This is a genomic window from Sphingomonas caseinilytica (assembly GCF_023516455.1).
Taxonomy (GTDB): domain Bacteria; phylum Pseudomonadota; class Alphaproteobacteria; order Sphingomonadales; family Sphingomonadaceae; genus Sphingomicrobium; species Sphingomicrobium caseinilyticum.
Window position 1 is genome coordinate 211213 of sequence record NZ_JAMGBA010000002.1, and the last position, 15176, is coordinate 226388.

Consider the following 15176-nt stretch of genomic DNA (forward strand, 5'->3'; position numbering starts at 1 on the left):
GTGGCGTTGCCCCCCGGTTCCACCATCGGCATTTTGGGCGGCGGCCAGCTCGGCCGGATGATGGCGCTGGCGGCTGCGCGGCTGGGTTACCGCTGCCACATCCTCGACCCGCACGAGCAACCCTGCGCGGCGGAGGTGTCGGCGGAGTTCACCCGGGCCGCCTATGACGACCGGGACGCGCTTCGACGCTTTGCCGATGAGTGCGATGTCGTCACCTATGAGTTCGAGAATATCCCGGTCGAGCCGCTCGCCGTGCTTGCCGACAAGCTCGCCCCGTCAACGCGAAGCCTGGAGGTTGCGCAGGACCGGGCGGCGGAGAAGCGGTTCATCGAAGGCTGCGGCGTAAGAGTCGCGCCTTGGCGGGAGGTTGATAGCGCTGCTGACATCGAGGTGGCACTTGAGGCGCTCGGCGCCCCGATCCTGCTGAAGAGCCGGCGTTACGGTTATGACGGCAAGGGCCAGGCTTGGGTCCGGCGAGCGGAGGAGGCAGCGGAGGCATGGGATGCGATCGGCCGTCAGCCGGCGGTGGCCGAGGCCGGGATGACGTTCGGTGCCGAATTCAGCCTGATCCTCGCCCGCGGCGCGAATGGCGAAACCTCCGCCTTTCCACCAACCCTCAATCATCATGAAGGCGGAATACTTCGGACGTCGACCGTCCCGGCGGGTCCCCAGATCGCCCCCTTCACCGATCAGGCGATCGCGGCGGCCAGGGCGATCGAGGAGGCCCTCGGCCATGTTGGCGTCCTGACGGTCGAGTTCTTCGCCTGCGCCGACGGGCCGGTCGTCAACGAGATCGCGCCCCGAGTGCACAACAGCGGCCACTGGACGATCGAAGGAGCCCAAACGTCGCAGTTCGAACAGCATCTCCGGGCGATCCTCGGCCTTCCGCTCGGCGATCCCACATTGGTCTCCGCAGGTGCGACGATGGAAAATCTGATCGGCGACGACGTCGACCGCTGGGCGGATTTTGTTGCGGAGCCGGGGGCGCATCTGCATCTCTACGGCAAGGGCGAAGCTCGCCCGGGACGAAAGATGGGACATGTGACGCGACTTGGCTCCGCCGCCTCAGGCCCATCTGTCGACTGACTGAAGTTCAGCACGACCGCCAGAAATCGGAAGCCGGACGAAACTCCTCTCCCCAGAGGGGAGAGTAGTGCGGTCGCGCCCGGAGCCTTGGCTGGCGGAATCTCTTTGCAACATCGGGACGTCGTCAACCCGATATGCTAGGGAGGAACGGTCGCAGGGAGGCCGCCCATGCCCGAATTCGTCATCGAGAAGGAAATTATCGGCCTGGGCCAACAAAGTCCGTTTCAACAGGACCTCACCGTCCGCCGGTCCTGCTCCACCCTTCACGGCATCTCGCCCGACGTCCAGTGGGTTCAAAGCTATTTGACGGAGAACAAGGTTTATTGCGTCTTCCGCGCGCCTAGCGAACAGGCACTGCGCGACCTGATCGCCCAATGGGACCTGCCGCCGGTCATCAGCATCAGCGAAGTGCATAATGTGATCGGCCCCGACGCCGAATAGAGGCTGACTGCTTCCCTCGTGGAACCAGAATTCAAATCCAGCGTTCGCGCAAAATGGTGAGGAAACCCGAAGGCCATTATTTCGCCAGCCGCGAGCTGAACGAACGGGAATTGAGCCGCGAGGCCCCCGATCCGCGCGCCGCAGCGGCCCATGCCGAACTGGCAGAACGCTACGAAGCCCTTGCGACCGTCTTCGGCGCAAAACGGCTGACCGACCCACCTGCCGACTATCTCTAAGGCACGGGTTTCGGGCGCAAGGAGCGGATAGCGCTTCAGCGCAGGATCGACGCATGACCTTCCGCAATCTTTGCGGAGGTCATGATGAAGAATCCCGACAAGCAGGCAGCTTATCGATCGCCGGCCCAGCTGGTGGCCGAAGCTTGTTCGAATAACCCCATCGCCGTGATCATTCCCTGCCATCGCGTCATCAAAAGCGACGGATCGATCGGCGGCTATCGCTGGGGTGTTCAGCGAAAGCGCAAATTGCTGGAACGAGAATCGCCGTCGCTTCTTCTCTAGGGCCCGGCTGCGAACGCAGCCGGGCCGCTATCGATCAACGTGCCTCGATCACCTCGACCGGGATGCCGAGCTTATCCAGCTGCGGCTTCACCTTCGCCGCATCGCCGACAACCACCCAGACGAAGCCGTTGGGACTGACCGCCGCGCGGATTGATTGATCCAGCCCGGCCTGGGTCAGCGCCCGATACTTTGGCGCAAGCAGCTCGTAATAATTGTCGGGACGCCGGTAGAGCGAATTGGTCATCATCGCACCCAGCACCGCCGGGCCGGTTTCGAACCGTCCTGGAAGCTCCTGGACGCTGCTCGCGACCGTGCGGGTGATCTCTTCCTGCGTGATTCCCTTGGTGCTCAGGAAAGCTGTGAGCTGTTCGTTGATCGCCTTGATGGAATCCGCGGTCCGATCCGCCTGGACCGGTGCGCTGATCTGATAGGGCACGGCATGGACGTTGAGTCCAAAGCCGCCGAACGCACCGTAGGACCAGCCCTTGGTTTCGCGCAGGTCCATGTTGATGCGCGCGAGGAAGTTGCCTCCCAGTGCATCGTTAGCCGACGTCACAGGTATTACGTCACCGAACGGATCGACCGAGGTCAGCTGGCCGCCGCGGATTACCGACTGGGGCGAACCCGGCCGGTCGATCAGCACGATTCGCGACGTCGCCGGACGCGCCGGCGCGGCGCCGAAGTTCTTGACGCCCTTGGCTGCTGCCGGGGCCGACCAGTTGCCGAACCGCGACTCCAGCTGCGACTGGACTTCGGCGAGCGGCAGGTTGGAAACAACGAACAGCTCGACATTGTCCGGCCTCAGCCAGCTTTGATGGAAGCTGACGAGATCGTCGCGGGTGAAGCCGGTGACCGCAGCGACATCGCCGAGGTTGGTGGTCGCATAAGGATGGCCTTCGCCGTAGAGCAGTGCCGGCAGGGCACGTGCGGCAATCTGTCCCGGCTCCTTCTGCGCCTGCGCGATCGCGGTCAGGGTCTGGGCGCGGACGCGGTCCAGTTCCGATTGCGCGAACTCGGGCCGCTGGACCACATCGGCCAGAAGGTCGAGCGACGGTCCGAGATTGGCCGACAGTGCCGACAGGGTGACGTTCGACCGATCGGCAGTGCCGGCGGCGGAGATCGTCGCGCCGAGCCGCTCCTGCTCTTCCGCGATCTGCTGGCTGGACATACCGTCCGCTCCCTCCCTGAGGAGGCCCAGCGTCAGGTTCTGGAGGCCGCGGCGGCCGGGCACGTCGGCGGAGAAGCCGGCGTCGAAGGACATTGCGAGCTGGGTGACCGGAACCGTGGTGCGCTGGGCGTACGCCAGCTTCATGCCGTTCGACAGAATGACATGCTGCACGTCGGGGAAATCGAGCGGCGGCGTTTCGCCGACTGCCGGCTTGACCCGCGCCGCCTTCTTGGTGGCGATGTCGGCAACCTTGGCATTCTTTACGCCCTTCGCCTCGACATAGGGCGGGCGATCGCCCGGCTCCAGCCGGACGCTGAATGCTGGCCGGCTGAGCCATTGCTGCATCGCGGTGCGGATCTGGGCCGGAGTGGCTGCCGCATAAGCATCGAGGTTCTTTTTGTAGAAGTCGCTGTCCTGGGCATAAACCTGCCCTTCGGCCAGGGCGACGGCCTTGCCGCCGAAGCCGCCAACCTGCTCGAGCCCACGGATGCGGCCGGCCACGTCCTGGGTCGCGGCGCGACGAACTTCATCATCGGTCGGGCCGTTGGCGAGATAATCGGCCATGATCTCGTCCAGCCGCTTTTCGACAACCGCCGGATCGACACCGGGCTTCACCGTCGCATTGATCTGGAACAGGCCGATGCGGTGGAACGGCTGGAGCCCGGCAGAGACGGAAACCGCGAGCTTTTCTTCGCGGACCAGGATCCGGTCGAGGCGCGAGCTGGCAAGGCCGCCAAGGATCGATCCGCCAAGATCGAGCGCAGCGAGCTGGTCCGACAGCAGGCCCGGAACCGCCCAGTGACGCTGGACCTGAACCGCGGCGACGCGATCCTTCATCACGATCGACTTGGGCGCGGCAAGCGTCGGCACATCGGCAGCCGCCGGATTGTTGACGGGGCCGCGCGGGATGGATGCGAATTGGCGCTCAACCAGCGGACGCGCTTCGGCGGCGTTGATGTCGCCGGCCAGGACCAGCACCGCATTGTTGGGACCGTATTTGTCCAGAAACCACTGCTTCACGTCACGGAGCGAAGCGGAGTCGAGATCGGCCATCGAGCCGATCGTGTCATGCTGGTAAGGATGGCCGTCGGGGAAAAGGTTGGCGAGCACCTCATAATCGACCAGCCCGCCGGGCCGGTTGTCGCCTTCGCGCTTCTCGTTCTGGACGACGCCGATCTGGTTATCGAGAACGCCCTGCGTCACCGCGCCGAGCAGATGGCCCATGCGGTCGCTTTCCATGAACAATGCACGTTCCAATGCGCCGCGCGGAACGGTCTCGAAATAGTTGGTGCGGTCGAACCAGGTCGTACCGTTGACGTCGGTCGCGCCGAGATGGTCTAGATATTCGAAATATTCGCCCGGCAAATTCTCCGAGCCGTTGAACATGATATGTTCGAACAGGTGGGCGAAGCCGGTCTTGCCCTTGGGCTCGTCCTTCGAACCGACATTGTACCACATGGAAACCGCGACCACGGGTGCCTTGCGGTCCTCATGGACGATAACGGTCAGGCCATTGTCCAGGACGAACGACTGGTGCGGAATGGATACCTGGCTGACCAGCGCGGATACGGGCGCGGCCTCGGCCGGAACCGGCTGAGCGGGCGCGATGGCGGCCACCAGGTCGTGGGTCGCAGCAGATTCCACCTGGGCGCTGGGCGCGCATGCCGCGAGCAGCGATGCGCTGGCGAGCAGCAGGGACAGGCGGCGATTGGCTAAACTCATGAAATCACTCCCCAAGCATATTTTGGGCGGAGCCTAGCCGCGAGTTTTCGCGATGCAACTATGTTCGATCAACGGCACGGCTGGCTCGACCGATGACAGGAGTTGCACCTCAAGGAATGGGCACGTTGCCGAGGATGTCGCCGATGCCGAATTTCTTCTTCTTTTTCTTCACCGGCTGACCGGGCTGCGCGGGCTGGCCGTCACCACCCTGCATGCTTCCCATCCCGCCCATTCCGCGAATGAGCGAAGCGGTCGACTTGTAGCGCAGGCGAACCGCCCATTTCGGCGCCCTGGGCGCTTCGGCGAAGAAGGTTTCCGGCCCATATCCGATCATCATGATGACGCCGCCGGGAGAGGCCGTCGCGACTTCCGCTGGCAGCACACACTGGTTCGCCGATGGCGGCAGCGCCTGACCGGCGGCGATCAGCTTCTTCACTTCCGCTGGCGGAAGATAATCAAGATTGGCGGCGGCGGCCTTGTTGGCCGAAGTCCAGACGATGACATCGCCATTCTCCGCGCTGCCGAACATGGTCAGCGCATAGCCCGTGGCCTGGGTCGCCGTCCGCCAGCCGAGCGTCACCGCACCCGACGGCAGCGGCTGCCTTTCGTTGAGGCCAAGGTCGGACATGAAATCCTGTCCGGCCGCCAGGCTGAAGCCGATCGGCGGCGAGTAATTACCTTCCACCCGATGGGCGCCGAGCAACGACCCCTGTACCGGCACCGGACGCGAATCCTTGTCGTTCGGCCATTGCCCGAAGCCCGCGGATTGCCCGGCCTGCGGCGGCGTGGCCGCTCGGCCCATCGTTGCGAACGCCGCCATGCCCGGCGGGATCTGGCCGGCGGCCATCTTCGCGAAGTCGAGCACCGTTGGCTGGCCCGGCCCGACGTGCTCGCCGCAGCCCCAATAGACCAGCATGCGGCCCTTCGGCTGCTCATATTGATAGGGCGTCGACGGAGTTTCGCGCACCGGCTTCGAAACGGCGGGAGTGACCAGCGGCAAGCTCGCCCCCATCTGCAGGCCCTGCGGAACGAAATGGTTCGCGGCGGGAGCGGGCGCCTTGTTCCGCGATGCGAGGCGCAGGTCGAGCGTGTGGCTGACCGACGAGCCGCCCTGCATCATGCTCATCATCTGGCTCATGTTCGGCCGCGATCCCGGGCTCATCCCCGCGCCCATCCCGCTGCTGGTCGCGACATCGACCCAGTAATTGGCGATGGGCGGCGGCGGAGCCGCTTGCGCCGCCACATAAGCCGCCGCCGAAATCGCCAGCGCACCGACGCCGGCCGAAAGCAAAATCCGTCTGTTCATAACGCCCCCGTTAGCCGCGATCACATCGGCGGCTTCCTTTCCTAGCGGCGGCACCGGCGCCTTGTCACGCGCGAAGCTTAACCTGGAGCAGCAATGGGCAGCCGATGACAGCGGCGCTCCTCTCTGCTAGGCCGCCGCTCAACATCCTCCGTCCGAGCATCATATCTTGTCTAAAGCATTGAATTTAATCCGCAATTTCTCGATCATTGCGCATATAGACCATGGGAAGTCGACGCTTGCCGACCGGCTGATCCAGCGGACGGGCGGGCTGACCGAGCGCGAGATGACGCGCGGGCAGGTGCTCGACAATATGGAGATCGAGCAGGAACGCGGCATCACCATCAAGGCGCAGACCGTCCGCCTCAAGTGGAAGGCCGCGGACGGCGAGACCTACGAGCTCAACCTGATGGACACCCCCGGCCACGTCGACTTCGCCTATGAAGTCAGCCGCAGCCTCGCCGCCTGTGAAGGCGCACTTCTAGTAGTGGACGCGGCCCAAGGCGTGGAAGCCCAGACGCTGGCGAATGTTTATCAGAGTATTGAGCATGACCATGAGATCGTGCCGGTGATCAACAAGATCGACTTGCCCGCCGCGGAGCCGGAGAAGGTTCGCGAGGAGATTGAGGAGATCATCGGGCTCGACGCGTCGGACGCGGTCATGGCGAGCGCGAAGTCGGGCATCGGCATCGACGAGGTGCTGCAGGCGATCGTCGACAAGATCCCGCCGCCCAAGGGCGACCCGGCCGCGCCGCTAAAGGCGATGCTGGTCGACAGCTGGTACGACCCCTACCTCGGCGTCGTCGTGCTGGTCCGCGTCATGGACGGCGTCCTGAAGAAGGGCGCGCAGATCAAGTTCATGCAGGCCGGCACCACCCACCTGGTCGACAGGGTCGGATGTCATACCCCGAAGATCGAGCAGCTGGACGAACTCGGCCCGGGCGAGATTGGCTTCATCACCGCGCAGATCAAGGAGATCAGCGAGGCCCGCGTCGGCGACACCATCACCGATGCGAAAAAGCCCGCGGCACAAGCGCTTCCGGGCTTCAAGGAAGTCCAGCCGGTCGTCTTCTGCGGCCTGTTCCCGACCGACGCGGCGGACTTCGAAAAGCTCCGCGACAGCCTTTACAAGCTGCGCCTCAACGACGCCTCGTTCAGCTTCGAGATGGAGACCAGCGCGGCGCTTGGCTTCGGCTTCCGCTGCGGCTTCCTCGGCCTCCTCCACCTGGAGATCATCCAGGAGCGGCTGACCCGCGAATATGACCTGGACCTCATCACCACCGCGCCGTCGGTGGTCTACAAGATCGCGCTTTCGAAATCGAAGACCGAGGACGCGAAGACCATCGAGCTTCACAACCCGGCCGACATGCCCGATCCCAACCGGATCGTGACCATCGACGAGCCGTGGATCGAGGCGACCATCTATGTCCCCGACGAATATCTGGGCGCGGTACTGAAGCTGTGCCAGGACCGCCGCGGCATCCAGAAGAACCTGACCTACGTCGGCCACGGGTCCAGCACCCGCGCGCAGGTGACCTATGAGCTACCGCTCAACGAAGTGGTGTTCGATTTCTACGACCGGCTGAAGAGCCTGTCGAAGGGCTATGCCAGCTTCGACTATCACCAGATCGGGACGCGCGAGGGCGACCTCGTCAAGATGAGCATCCTGGTCAATGAGGAGCCGGTCGACGCACTCTCCATGATCGTCCACCGGGGCAACGCGGAGACCCGCGGCCGCGGCATGGTCGAGCGCCTCAAGGAGCTGATCCCGAGGCACATGTTCAAGATCCCGATCCAGGCCGCGATCGGCGGCAAGGTCATCGCCCGCGAAACCTTGAGCGCGCTCCGCAAGGACGTCACCGCCAAATGCTACGGCGGCGACGCGACGCGTAAGCGCAAGCTCCTCGAGAAACAGAAGAAGGGTAAGGCGAAGATGCGGGAGTACGGCTCGGTCAGCATCCCGCAGGAAGCCTTCATCGCCGCGCTCAGAATGGGAGATGAAAGCTAGACGCTTTCATCCCCTCTTTCGTCATCCCGGACTGGATCCGGGATCCGCCTGTACTTTCTGAGTCCCTACTTCGCAGGAGCAGCCACCGGCTCGCCCCCGACCGTGGTCGGCTTCTTCCCCGCCTTGGTCCAGCCCGCGACGGTATAGCCGCGCTCCGCGAGGCAGCCGGTCATGGCTTCCTGGATCGCCTTTTCCTTCTTGCCGCGCTTGATGCGGGACATGCCGAAGGCGCCGCCGATCAGGGCCACGGGAATGAGGACGACCGTCGCGCTGGCCAGCGCCATTCCGCCGTAGAGCCCGGCGCTGCTGGCGGCGGCGGCACCGGCCGCCATCGTCGCCCCGCCCGCCGCCACGCCAGCCGCGCCGGAGGCGAGCCGGCCGCTGCTGTCCAGCTTGCCTTCGACCATCAGCTGGCGGCACTCCTCATAAGCCGCGTCCAGCGCGGAAGCATCGGCAGCCGGAGCGCCGGCGGCCGGAGCCGCAAGCGTCGGCGTGAACTCGCGTGGTTTTGAAGAACAGCCCGCCAGCGCGAGCGCAGGCATCAGCAGCCCTGCTGTGAAAATACGGTTCATGCACACCCCCTCCCGCGCGATACGCGCGCGACCTTGCGGGGGGAAAGGCCAAGCAACCGACCGGAGTTGCAGCCTTGTTATGACGTTTGTTTAAGCACCCCCCGGGGGCGGAGATTATGTTGGGTGGGTGGTGGACGCAATGCGCGATGAGCTAATGTCGAAGAGATGGCAAAGTTCGGATGACATGCGACGGAGCCGAGACTATCGATGTCACGGATTAGCTTCGTGACGGACTATTCCCTTTTTTGTTAATTTCTTATGGTCGTCAGGCTCGGACTAGTTAGGGGCGCTTTACGGATGCCGAGTAATTACAAACTTCGAATGCTGCATTTCAGTGATATGCATATTGGTATGAAGGAACTTCGAGAGAAGTGGCCAAGATCCGATTATGCGTTGTCAGCAGACCTTGAAAAATCCATCAAAAGAATGGGCGGATGCGATTTAATTATATTTAGTGGGGATTTGGCATTTTCTGGCGTTAGCGAACAGTACGACCAATTCTACGAAAAAATTAGCCGAATCTCTGCGCGTATAAATGAACTTGGCGGAGAGTCGCAATTAATTGTGGTTCCCGGAAACCACGATCTACTCCGACCCGACGCGTTAGCTCCCCCAGCATATGCTCTATCCCAGTACTGGCGAGACGCCTCGTTGCGGGACCGATTTTGGAGTGACAGCGAGGGGTATCGGCAGTTTATCAAGAGTGTTTTTGAGAATTTCTCGCAGTTTCAGAGCAAACTAATTGCAGACGGCGTTCATTTGGCCCCCCATACAACTGGAATCCTGCCAGGCGATGCTTCATATATATTTGAAGCCAAAGGGCATTCTACAGGTGTTGTTGCCCTTAACTCTGCTTGGCTCCAGATTGGGGCAGGCAACTATCACCAGCAATTAGATGTAGATGTACGGCAATTATTGGCTGTAACGAACGACGCGCCAGACGACTGGGTGTCAGGTCATGGCGCCAATTTCTTGGTCACCCATCATCCCCCCAACTGGCTGCACCCGCAGAGTGCGGAACAGTGGGAAAATGACATAAATCCTTCAGGTCGCTTTGACGCTCACCTCTTCGGACACATGCATGAGCCAGCCTCAATGACCATCGCATTCGGTGGAAGTTTGTCAAAACGGAGCGTTCAAGCCCCATCTTTGTTTGGAATGGAGACGTTTGGCGATGGCAGCTTACAGCGCATTCAGGGCTATTCCGGATCATTGCTCGAAGTTGGATCGTCGGGCCGAACGCTAACGACTTGGCCCCGGCGACTAGTTAAGACTGCAGATGGGGCATGGAAATTTGCCCCCGACACGTCCCAAGACATTGACGAAGATACGGGGAGCTATTCTCTAACCTACGAAGTACAAAAGAATACTCTGAAGGAAGAACTAAGCCCAAATAATAGCATTAGGGCTGAAAAGTGGAACGATTCATTCCCAGCCAGCGATGATGATTTATCAAAATCGTTTGAACTTGATCTAATCAGATTGAAGATTCAAGAATCAAAGGGGCACCGGAATGTTCGAAAGGTAGAACAAAGGAGCTGCATTACGAGCTTTAGGGAAAGCAGGCGCGCATGGGTTGTAGCCGATTGGGGTATGGGCGAGATTGGATTTCTGTCGTCCCTAACGCACCAGATTGGTGTCGATATCGGTTCCATATTCCGGATCGATTTTAGTCAATACGTCGGAAGAAATGATTTTCTTGATGGGCTGAAAACGAGGCTAGGTTCCGATTTTCACGACATATGTTCAGCTATCGCTGACAATGGCCCAAGTATCGTATTTTTAGATGATGTTCCAACTACCACAGAGAACGACGGTGAATCATCCGCCGTTGAAAAAGATATTGACCAGCTGACCGATCTAATTTCGGACTTTGCGCCAGAGAGCTTCGTGTTTGTAAGGTCTCGACGTCGCCCGAGCTTCATATCCAACGCGATAGAGTTAAAGCCATTGGATGAAGCCGATGTTGCGATTTACGTCCGCGAAGCAGAGGGCGGTCAGGATAAATATGCCAAGCCGAATTCTGTGGCACTTCTATTTCGCCATACGAATGGCGTGCCTACGCGTCTGGATGCGGCTCTGCGGGATCTTGAAATTGTTTCCGTCGACGATCTTATCGAGGCCAATCCTGACATCGTAAACAATATTGCGCATGCTGCGGACGTACCAGACTCACTCGTAGTGACTGTCGCCGAGCTTTCTAATTCTGACGATCGCTTGGAGAAGCGATCTTATGACCTGCTTCTAGCGCTCTCCGCGCTCCCTCAAGGCGAGCAGCTATCCAGGCTAAAGCGCTTCCTGGGACCCCACCCGTTTCATCCGACGCACGCAAGATCGTTGCTTGAGCGAGCCCTAATAGACACGGTTCCACTGACCGGTCTGAATGATCCGGAGAAAAACGAAGACGCGAAGGCGCTAATGGTTCCACGTGTCGTTAGGGAATACATCCGTGAAACCCTCGACGAAGCGACAGAATCTTCAATAGATCGACGTGCTCTGGATCTCTATTTTGGTTCAGATTGGGCGACGGGAGACATAGCACGATCTCCGACTGGGAAGCGCATTTCAAACCCGCTCGCAGATTCCTACGAAATTGAAAATTCCGGCACTCTCATCCTGCGGCAAGCTCGGCGCGCTATTGGTGAAGGATCATCGTTATCAATTGAATCTGCACTGCGCCTTGCCGTTTCATTTGTCGCTAATCTTATGCATGGCGATCACTTTAGAGCAGCAGCGTCCTTCTGCGAGGCGTTCTTTCACATCGCGGAGGGCGTAAATTGCCTCGATGATCAGCTTGAAGTTCTAAAGTTTGAGTACGGACGCAGCTTGAGAATGTCCGGAAGGGCGAGTGAGGCAAGATCAACGCTTGAAGGGCTTAATTTGGCGTCCCTAAGCAAAAGCCAGAGGCAGATTGCGGAGCTTAGCCTGGCGCTATGTTGCGAAAAGCTTGGAGATAAACCTGCGGCCGCAGAGGCTGCCGAGCGCGCTATAGCCATTGATAAATCATCTAGCCCCGCACTTCAGGCTAGAGTGATACTCGCAGAACAGATAGAAGATGACGAACTGAGGCGATCGGAGCTTAGAAGTCTACTGGCTCAAGCTCAAACGCGCAGTTCGCCAATCGTTGCCAATAATCTCCTAATCACTTTGGCGGATGAAGGAGAAGACAACACGATGGAATCCGAAGATCTGCTACGGCAGGTCGTATCAAATACAAACTCAGATTTTTATAATGGCGCCCGAGCAATCGTGAGCTTGGCAAACTTGGTAGGTGACCCAGCAGAACTGACATCGGATGAGCGAGATAAGCTAATTAAGTCCTATCACTTCCTGCACAATGAGCGTCTCTTCCACTTATTTAATCGTTGTCACAGCGCACTATGGCGATTGTTCGAGTCAAATGGAGATACAGAAAATCTCCTGAATTTATTCCGACACAGCTCGTTTATTTGGCGTCTGAACGGGTCAGAGAAGAAAGAGCTAGAGTATTTGGCCAAGCTCACCCGAATGGCCAACAGTCTAATTCAACGTGACGTCAGAAAGGTAAGTAGGGACGGGGCTTATTTTGTGGTTCGCGTTTCCGTAGTATTGGGGCAGGACGTCATTGAAGCTGCGGCCAAATCGAACACTAAATCGGATCTTGAGACAGGTCCGGGATAACAAGATAGAGCACGGCTAAAGTTAAATAGCGTTCGGCCCGATCTGCGACCGTTCCCAAGCCAATTGTTTTTCCGCCTCCTCCGCCCACAGCCTTTTAAGCGCATGCTCCTGATCCCGGGGCGGCAGCTCCTTTTGCTCCTTGCTCAGCGCCTGATGTCCCGATTGCGTGAAGAAGCCCGGTTTCGACACCAGGTAGCGGGCGGGTGGGTATTCGGGGCGTTTGGGTTCTTCCATCTTCGCCCATAGCTCCCGCCGCTTTTCGTCCAGCAGCTGGCTGAACGGGGTGGCGGCGATCTCGACGATGGATAGGCCGCCTCGGCGGAACTGGGACATGAGGGTGAAGGCATCCATTCCGATCCCCTCGGCGACCAGGTCGAAGGCCACTTCGAAGAAGGTCAGCTGCCGCAGGTAGAGGTCGGCGGCGACCACGTCTCCATTGAGCCGGGCTTCGCGCTCCTGCTCCACCTTGCCGAGCCATTTTACGAAGAGATGCTCGACCATCCTGAACTTTTCCTCGGCGCTCTCCTCCTCCCTATCGTCGTCGGGCGCCGCCATGGCCGCCGGTCCTGCCGACGCGCCCCGCCGGGTGATTCCGGGCACCGGGCCGGCATAGGGCGGCCGCGAGTCGAGGCCGTTGCGGCGGCGGCCGATGATGACCGCGGCGTCCCATGATGCGCGGAAGCTGGTCGCGGTGGGCGTCTTGTAGAGCGCCTCGGCGCCGGTCGAATGCTTGCCCATCTGCCACACGGCGGCCTGGACGGTGCCGGTGGCGGCGAGGCGGGCAATCAGTTCCCGCTGCAGCTCATCCGTCCAGCCGTCCGGCCGCCTGACCTTGCGGACGACCGGTTCGAACGAAAGAAGCGGCGCGATCTCCGGATCGGCGGCGAGGGTGGCGAAGTCGGGAATGGCGTCCGGCGACGGGCCGGTGGCCGGCGGGGCGGTGAGGTTCGGTGGGGTCATCTGGCAGGATGGAACAGAATTGAGGCGTGTAGGACAGCGAAATTTCGCCGAGCGCAATTTCGGCGAGCGAAGCGGAGTGAAATTGCGTCGAAGAGACGATTTGAGCCGGCCAGCGGGGCGGCATCAGCCGAGCCCGACTGACGTCATGGGATTCACTCCCATGACGGCTCGCCACACGGAAACATGGATCCCAGCCTACGCTGGGATGACGAAATTTAAGGCGGATCCCGGATCGGGGTCCGGGATGACGAAAGTGGGGGGCGGCGCGCTAGACGGAGACATGGATCCCATGACGAAAACCAGGACCATGTGGGGCATGGTCCGTTTTCGTCATTTCGCTGGGATGACGAAAAGTGGGGGTCGTGCGCGCACCTGTGCTATGGCGCTGAAAATGCACAGAAAGAGTCTCCTGGCTATCGGCGCCATTGCGTTCGTGATGTTGGCTCCAGTCGCCGACGCCAAGTCTCCGGGCGTGGGCGGCGGCTTTCGCTACCTGCCGCCGCCGCCGCCGCAACCGCCACTTGCCAACGGCTTCCTGGGCTGGCCCGGCGTCTATGTGGTCGAGCGGGTTCATGTGATCGAGCGGGAGGTGGTGAAGGAAGTGCCCGCCGCGCCGCCGCCCGAACCGCCGCCTCCCCCGCGAAAGCCCTATAAGCTTGGCGCCCTGTACGACAGGCTCCCCAGCCCGTGCATGAAGATGATCGAGGGTGGGGCGTCATACTATCACTGCAGCGGGGAATGGTATCGGCAGGTAGGTCGCGAATATCGGGCGGTGGCGGCGCCCTGAGACGAGCCGCCGGGCACCCCCTTTTCGTCATCCTCGCGAAAGCGGGGACCCATTTTGTTTTGCTAGGTTCCCGCTTTCGCGGGAATGACGAGATGAGGGTTTATGCAGCCTTCGCTGGGATGACGAATTGAGGCTTAGGCCGCGGCCTTTGTTCCCATCACGGGAGCGGTGCCTTCTTTTTCGGTTAGAAAGATCCGGATCTGCCGGACCACTTCGCTAAGCGCGGGGCGGAAGACGGCGAAGCCCATGTGATGGGTGTCGATCTCGACCGACTTGTCGACTTCATGCGCGAGGCCCCTTGCGGCGGCGGGGGCGACGATGCCGTCGCGGCGCGACCAGAGGGCGAGGGTCGGGACGGGCGGCTTGGTCGCGAACCGTTCGAACGGCGGCTGGTTGACGTCGTGGCCCGCGATCCGCTCGTAGAATTCGCGGACGTTGGTGTTGGTCTTGAGGTTGCCGGAGAAGGGCGAGCCCAGGGTCACGACGGCGCGGATCTTGTCGGGGACGCGGTGGGCGACTTCGCGGGCGAACATGCCGCCGAGGCTCCAGCCGACGATGAGGATCGGGCGGCCGTCCCAGATGGCTTCGAGGCGGCTGATGATGAGGTCCATCGTATTGGCCTTGGCCCCGCCGTTGACGCCAAGCAGCCAGGGGTGGGAGCGCCAGCCGGCACGGGCGAGCGCGCGGCGCAGCTCCATGGTGGTGCGGTCGGTGGCGAGGAAGCCGGGGATGACGAGGGCGGGCGGGCCGTCCTCCGGCCCTCGCGGACCGAGGGGGCCGAGGCCGCTCAAAAGACGGGGAACGTGCCAGGCGACTTCGCGCCACTTGTCCCATCCCGACGGCGCGACGTCATCGGGGCTGTTGCGCCCCAGGATCGGGGCGAGCGGGGTGCGATCCCACTTCATGAGGGTGAATATCGGGTGGAAACGTTAGCGAAACAAGAATCCACCT

Annotated in this window: 12 protein-coding genes; 7 read left to right on the top strand and 5 right to left on the bottom strand. The window is 61.1% G+C overall.

What is annotated here, in order from left to right:
• From LZ496_RS07665 to LZ496_RS07680, 4 genes are all read left to right on the top strand, one after another.
• Entirely contained in the window at positions 1 to 1086 is a 1086-nt protein-coding gene (locus LZ496_RS07665) for a 5-(carboxyamino)imidazole ribonucleotide synthase (RefSeq protein WP_249904055.1), read from the top strand.
• Positions 1087 to 1254: 168 nt separating this feature from the next.
• Positions 1255 to 1527, top strand: coding sequence for a nickel-binding protein (locus LZ496_RS07670; protein ID WP_249904056.1), 273 nt, complete (start codon positions 1255 to 1257; stop codon positions 1525 to 1527).
• A gap of 53 nt (positions 1528 to 1580) precedes the next feature.
• Entirely contained in the window at positions 1581 to 1763 is a 183-nt protein-coding gene (locus tag LZ496_RS07675; protein WP_249904057.1) for a hypothetical protein, read from the top strand.
• 81 nt (positions 1764 to 1844) lie between these two features.
• On the top strand, positions 1845 to 2045 hold the full coding sequence (locus LZ496_RS07680; RefSeq protein ID WP_249904058.1) for a methylated-DNA--[protein]-cysteine S-methyltransferase: 201 nt from the start codon (positions 1845 to 1847) through the stop codon (positions 2043 to 2045).
• 34 nt (positions 2046 to 2079) lie between these two features.
• Here LZ496_RS07680 and LZ496_RS07685 read toward each other — a convergent pair whose 3' ends face one another.
• Both LZ496_RS07685 and LZ496_RS07690 read right to left on the bottom strand, forming a co-directional pair.
• Complete coding sequence (locus LZ496_RS07685) at positions 2080 to 4935, bottom strand: M16 family metallopeptidase (protein ID WP_249904059.1); 2856 nt, start codon at positions 4933 to 4935, stop codon at positions 2080 to 2082.
• Positions 4936 to 5044: 109 nt separating this feature from the next.
• Positions 5045 to 6241: a hypothetical protein gene (locus LZ496_RS07690; RefSeq protein WP_249904060.1), complete on the bottom strand. Its 1197-nt coding sequence runs from the start codon at positions 6239 to 6241 to the stop codon at positions 5045 to 5047.
• Positions 6242 to 6407: 166 nt separating this feature from the next.
• On the opposite strand from LZ496_RS07690, the gene lepA reads away from it, so the two are divergent.
• Positions 6408 to 8246, top strand: a complete 1839-nt coding sequence (gene lepA / locus LZ496_RS07695; protein ID WP_249904061.1) for a translation elongation factor 4 — start codon at positions 6408 to 6410, stop codon at positions 8244 to 8246.
• 65 nt (positions 8247 to 8311) lie between these two features.
• On the opposite strand, the gene LZ496_RS07700 is transcribed toward lepA, so the two are convergent.
• Positions 8312 to 8818 carry a hypothetical protein gene (locus LZ496_RS07700; protein ID WP_249904062.1) on the bottom strand — a complete coding sequence of 169 codons (507 nt, stop codon included), beginning with the start codon at positions 8816 to 8818 and terminating at the stop codon, positions 8312 to 8314.
• Positions 8819 to 9115: 297 nt separating this feature from the next.
• Here LZ496_RS07700 and LZ496_RS07705 point away from each other — a divergent pair, with 297 nt between their 5' ends.
• Positions 9116 to 12478: a metallophosphoesterase family protein gene (locus LZ496_RS07705; protein WP_249904063.1), complete on the top strand. Its 3363-nt coding sequence runs from the start codon at positions 9116 to 9118 to the stop codon at positions 12476 to 12478.
• Positions 12479 to 12499: 21 nt separating this feature from the next.
• Here the strand turns inward: LZ496_RS07705 and LZ496_RS07710 are convergent, their stop codons facing one another.
• Positions 12500 to 13438, bottom strand: coding sequence for a hypothetical protein (locus LZ496_RS07710; protein ID WP_249904064.1), 939 nt, complete (start codon positions 13436 to 13438; stop codon positions 12500 to 12502).
• Positions 13439 to 13829: 391 nt separating this feature from the next.
• Here LZ496_RS07710 and LZ496_RS07715 point away from each other — a divergent pair, with 391 nt between their 5' ends.
• Positions 13830 to 14225: a hypothetical protein gene (locus LZ496_RS07715; protein WP_249904065.1), complete on the top strand. Its 396-nt coding sequence runs from the start codon at positions 13830 to 13832 to the stop codon at positions 14223 to 14225.
• A 134-nt stretch (positions 14226 to 14359) separates the two neighbouring features.
• Here LZ496_RS07715 and LZ496_RS07720 read toward each other — a convergent pair whose 3' ends face one another.
• Positions 14360 to 15130: an alpha/beta fold hydrolase gene (locus LZ496_RS07720; protein ID WP_249904066.1), complete on the bottom strand. Its 771-nt coding sequence runs from the start codon at positions 15128 to 15130 to the stop codon at positions 14360 to 14362.
• Positions 15131 to 15176: the final 46 nt, after the last annotated feature.

Excerpts from the sequence above, each read along its gene's own strand:
- LZ496_RS07670 (WP_249904056.1), top strand. The coding sequence starts at position 1,255 with ATGCCCGAATTCGTCATCGAGAAGGAAATTATCGGCCTGGGCCAACAA.
- LZ496_RS07675 (WP_249904057.1), top strand. The coding sequence starts at position 1,581 with ATGGTGAGGAAACCCGAAGGCCATTATTTCGCCAGCCGCGAGCTGAAC.
- LZ496_RS07680 (WP_249904058.1), top strand. The coding sequence starts at position 1,845 with ATGATGAAGAATCCCGACAAGCAGGCAGCTTATCGATCGCCGGCCCAG.
- LZ496_RS07685 (WP_249904059.1), bottom strand. The coding sequence starts at position 4,935 with ATGAGTTTAGCCAATCGCCGCCTGTCCCTGCTGCTCGCCAGCGCATCG.
- LZ496_RS07690 (WP_249904060.1), bottom strand. The coding sequence starts at position 6,241 with ATGAACAGACGGATTTTGCTTTCGGCCGGCGTCGGTGCGCTGGCGATT.
- LZ496_RS07700 (WP_249904062.1), bottom strand. The coding sequence starts at position 8,818 with ATGAACCGTATTTTCACAGCAGGGCTGCTGATGCCTGCGCTCGCGCTG.
- LZ496_RS07705 (WP_249904063.1), top strand. The coding sequence starts at position 9,116 with ATGCCGAGTAATTACAAACTTCGAATGCTGCATTTCAGTGATATGCAT.
- LZ496_RS07710 (WP_249904064.1), bottom strand. The coding sequence starts at position 13,438 with ATGACCCCACCGAACCTCACCGCCCCGCCGGCCACCGGCCCGTCGCCG.
- LZ496_RS07715 (WP_249904065.1), top strand. The coding sequence starts at position 13,830 with ATGCACAGAAAGAGTCTCCTGGCTATCGGCGCCATTGCGTTCGTGATG.
- LZ496_RS07720 (WP_249904066.1), bottom strand. The coding sequence starts at position 15,130 with ATGAAGTGGGATCGCACCCCGCTCGCCCCGATCCTGGGGCGCAACAGC.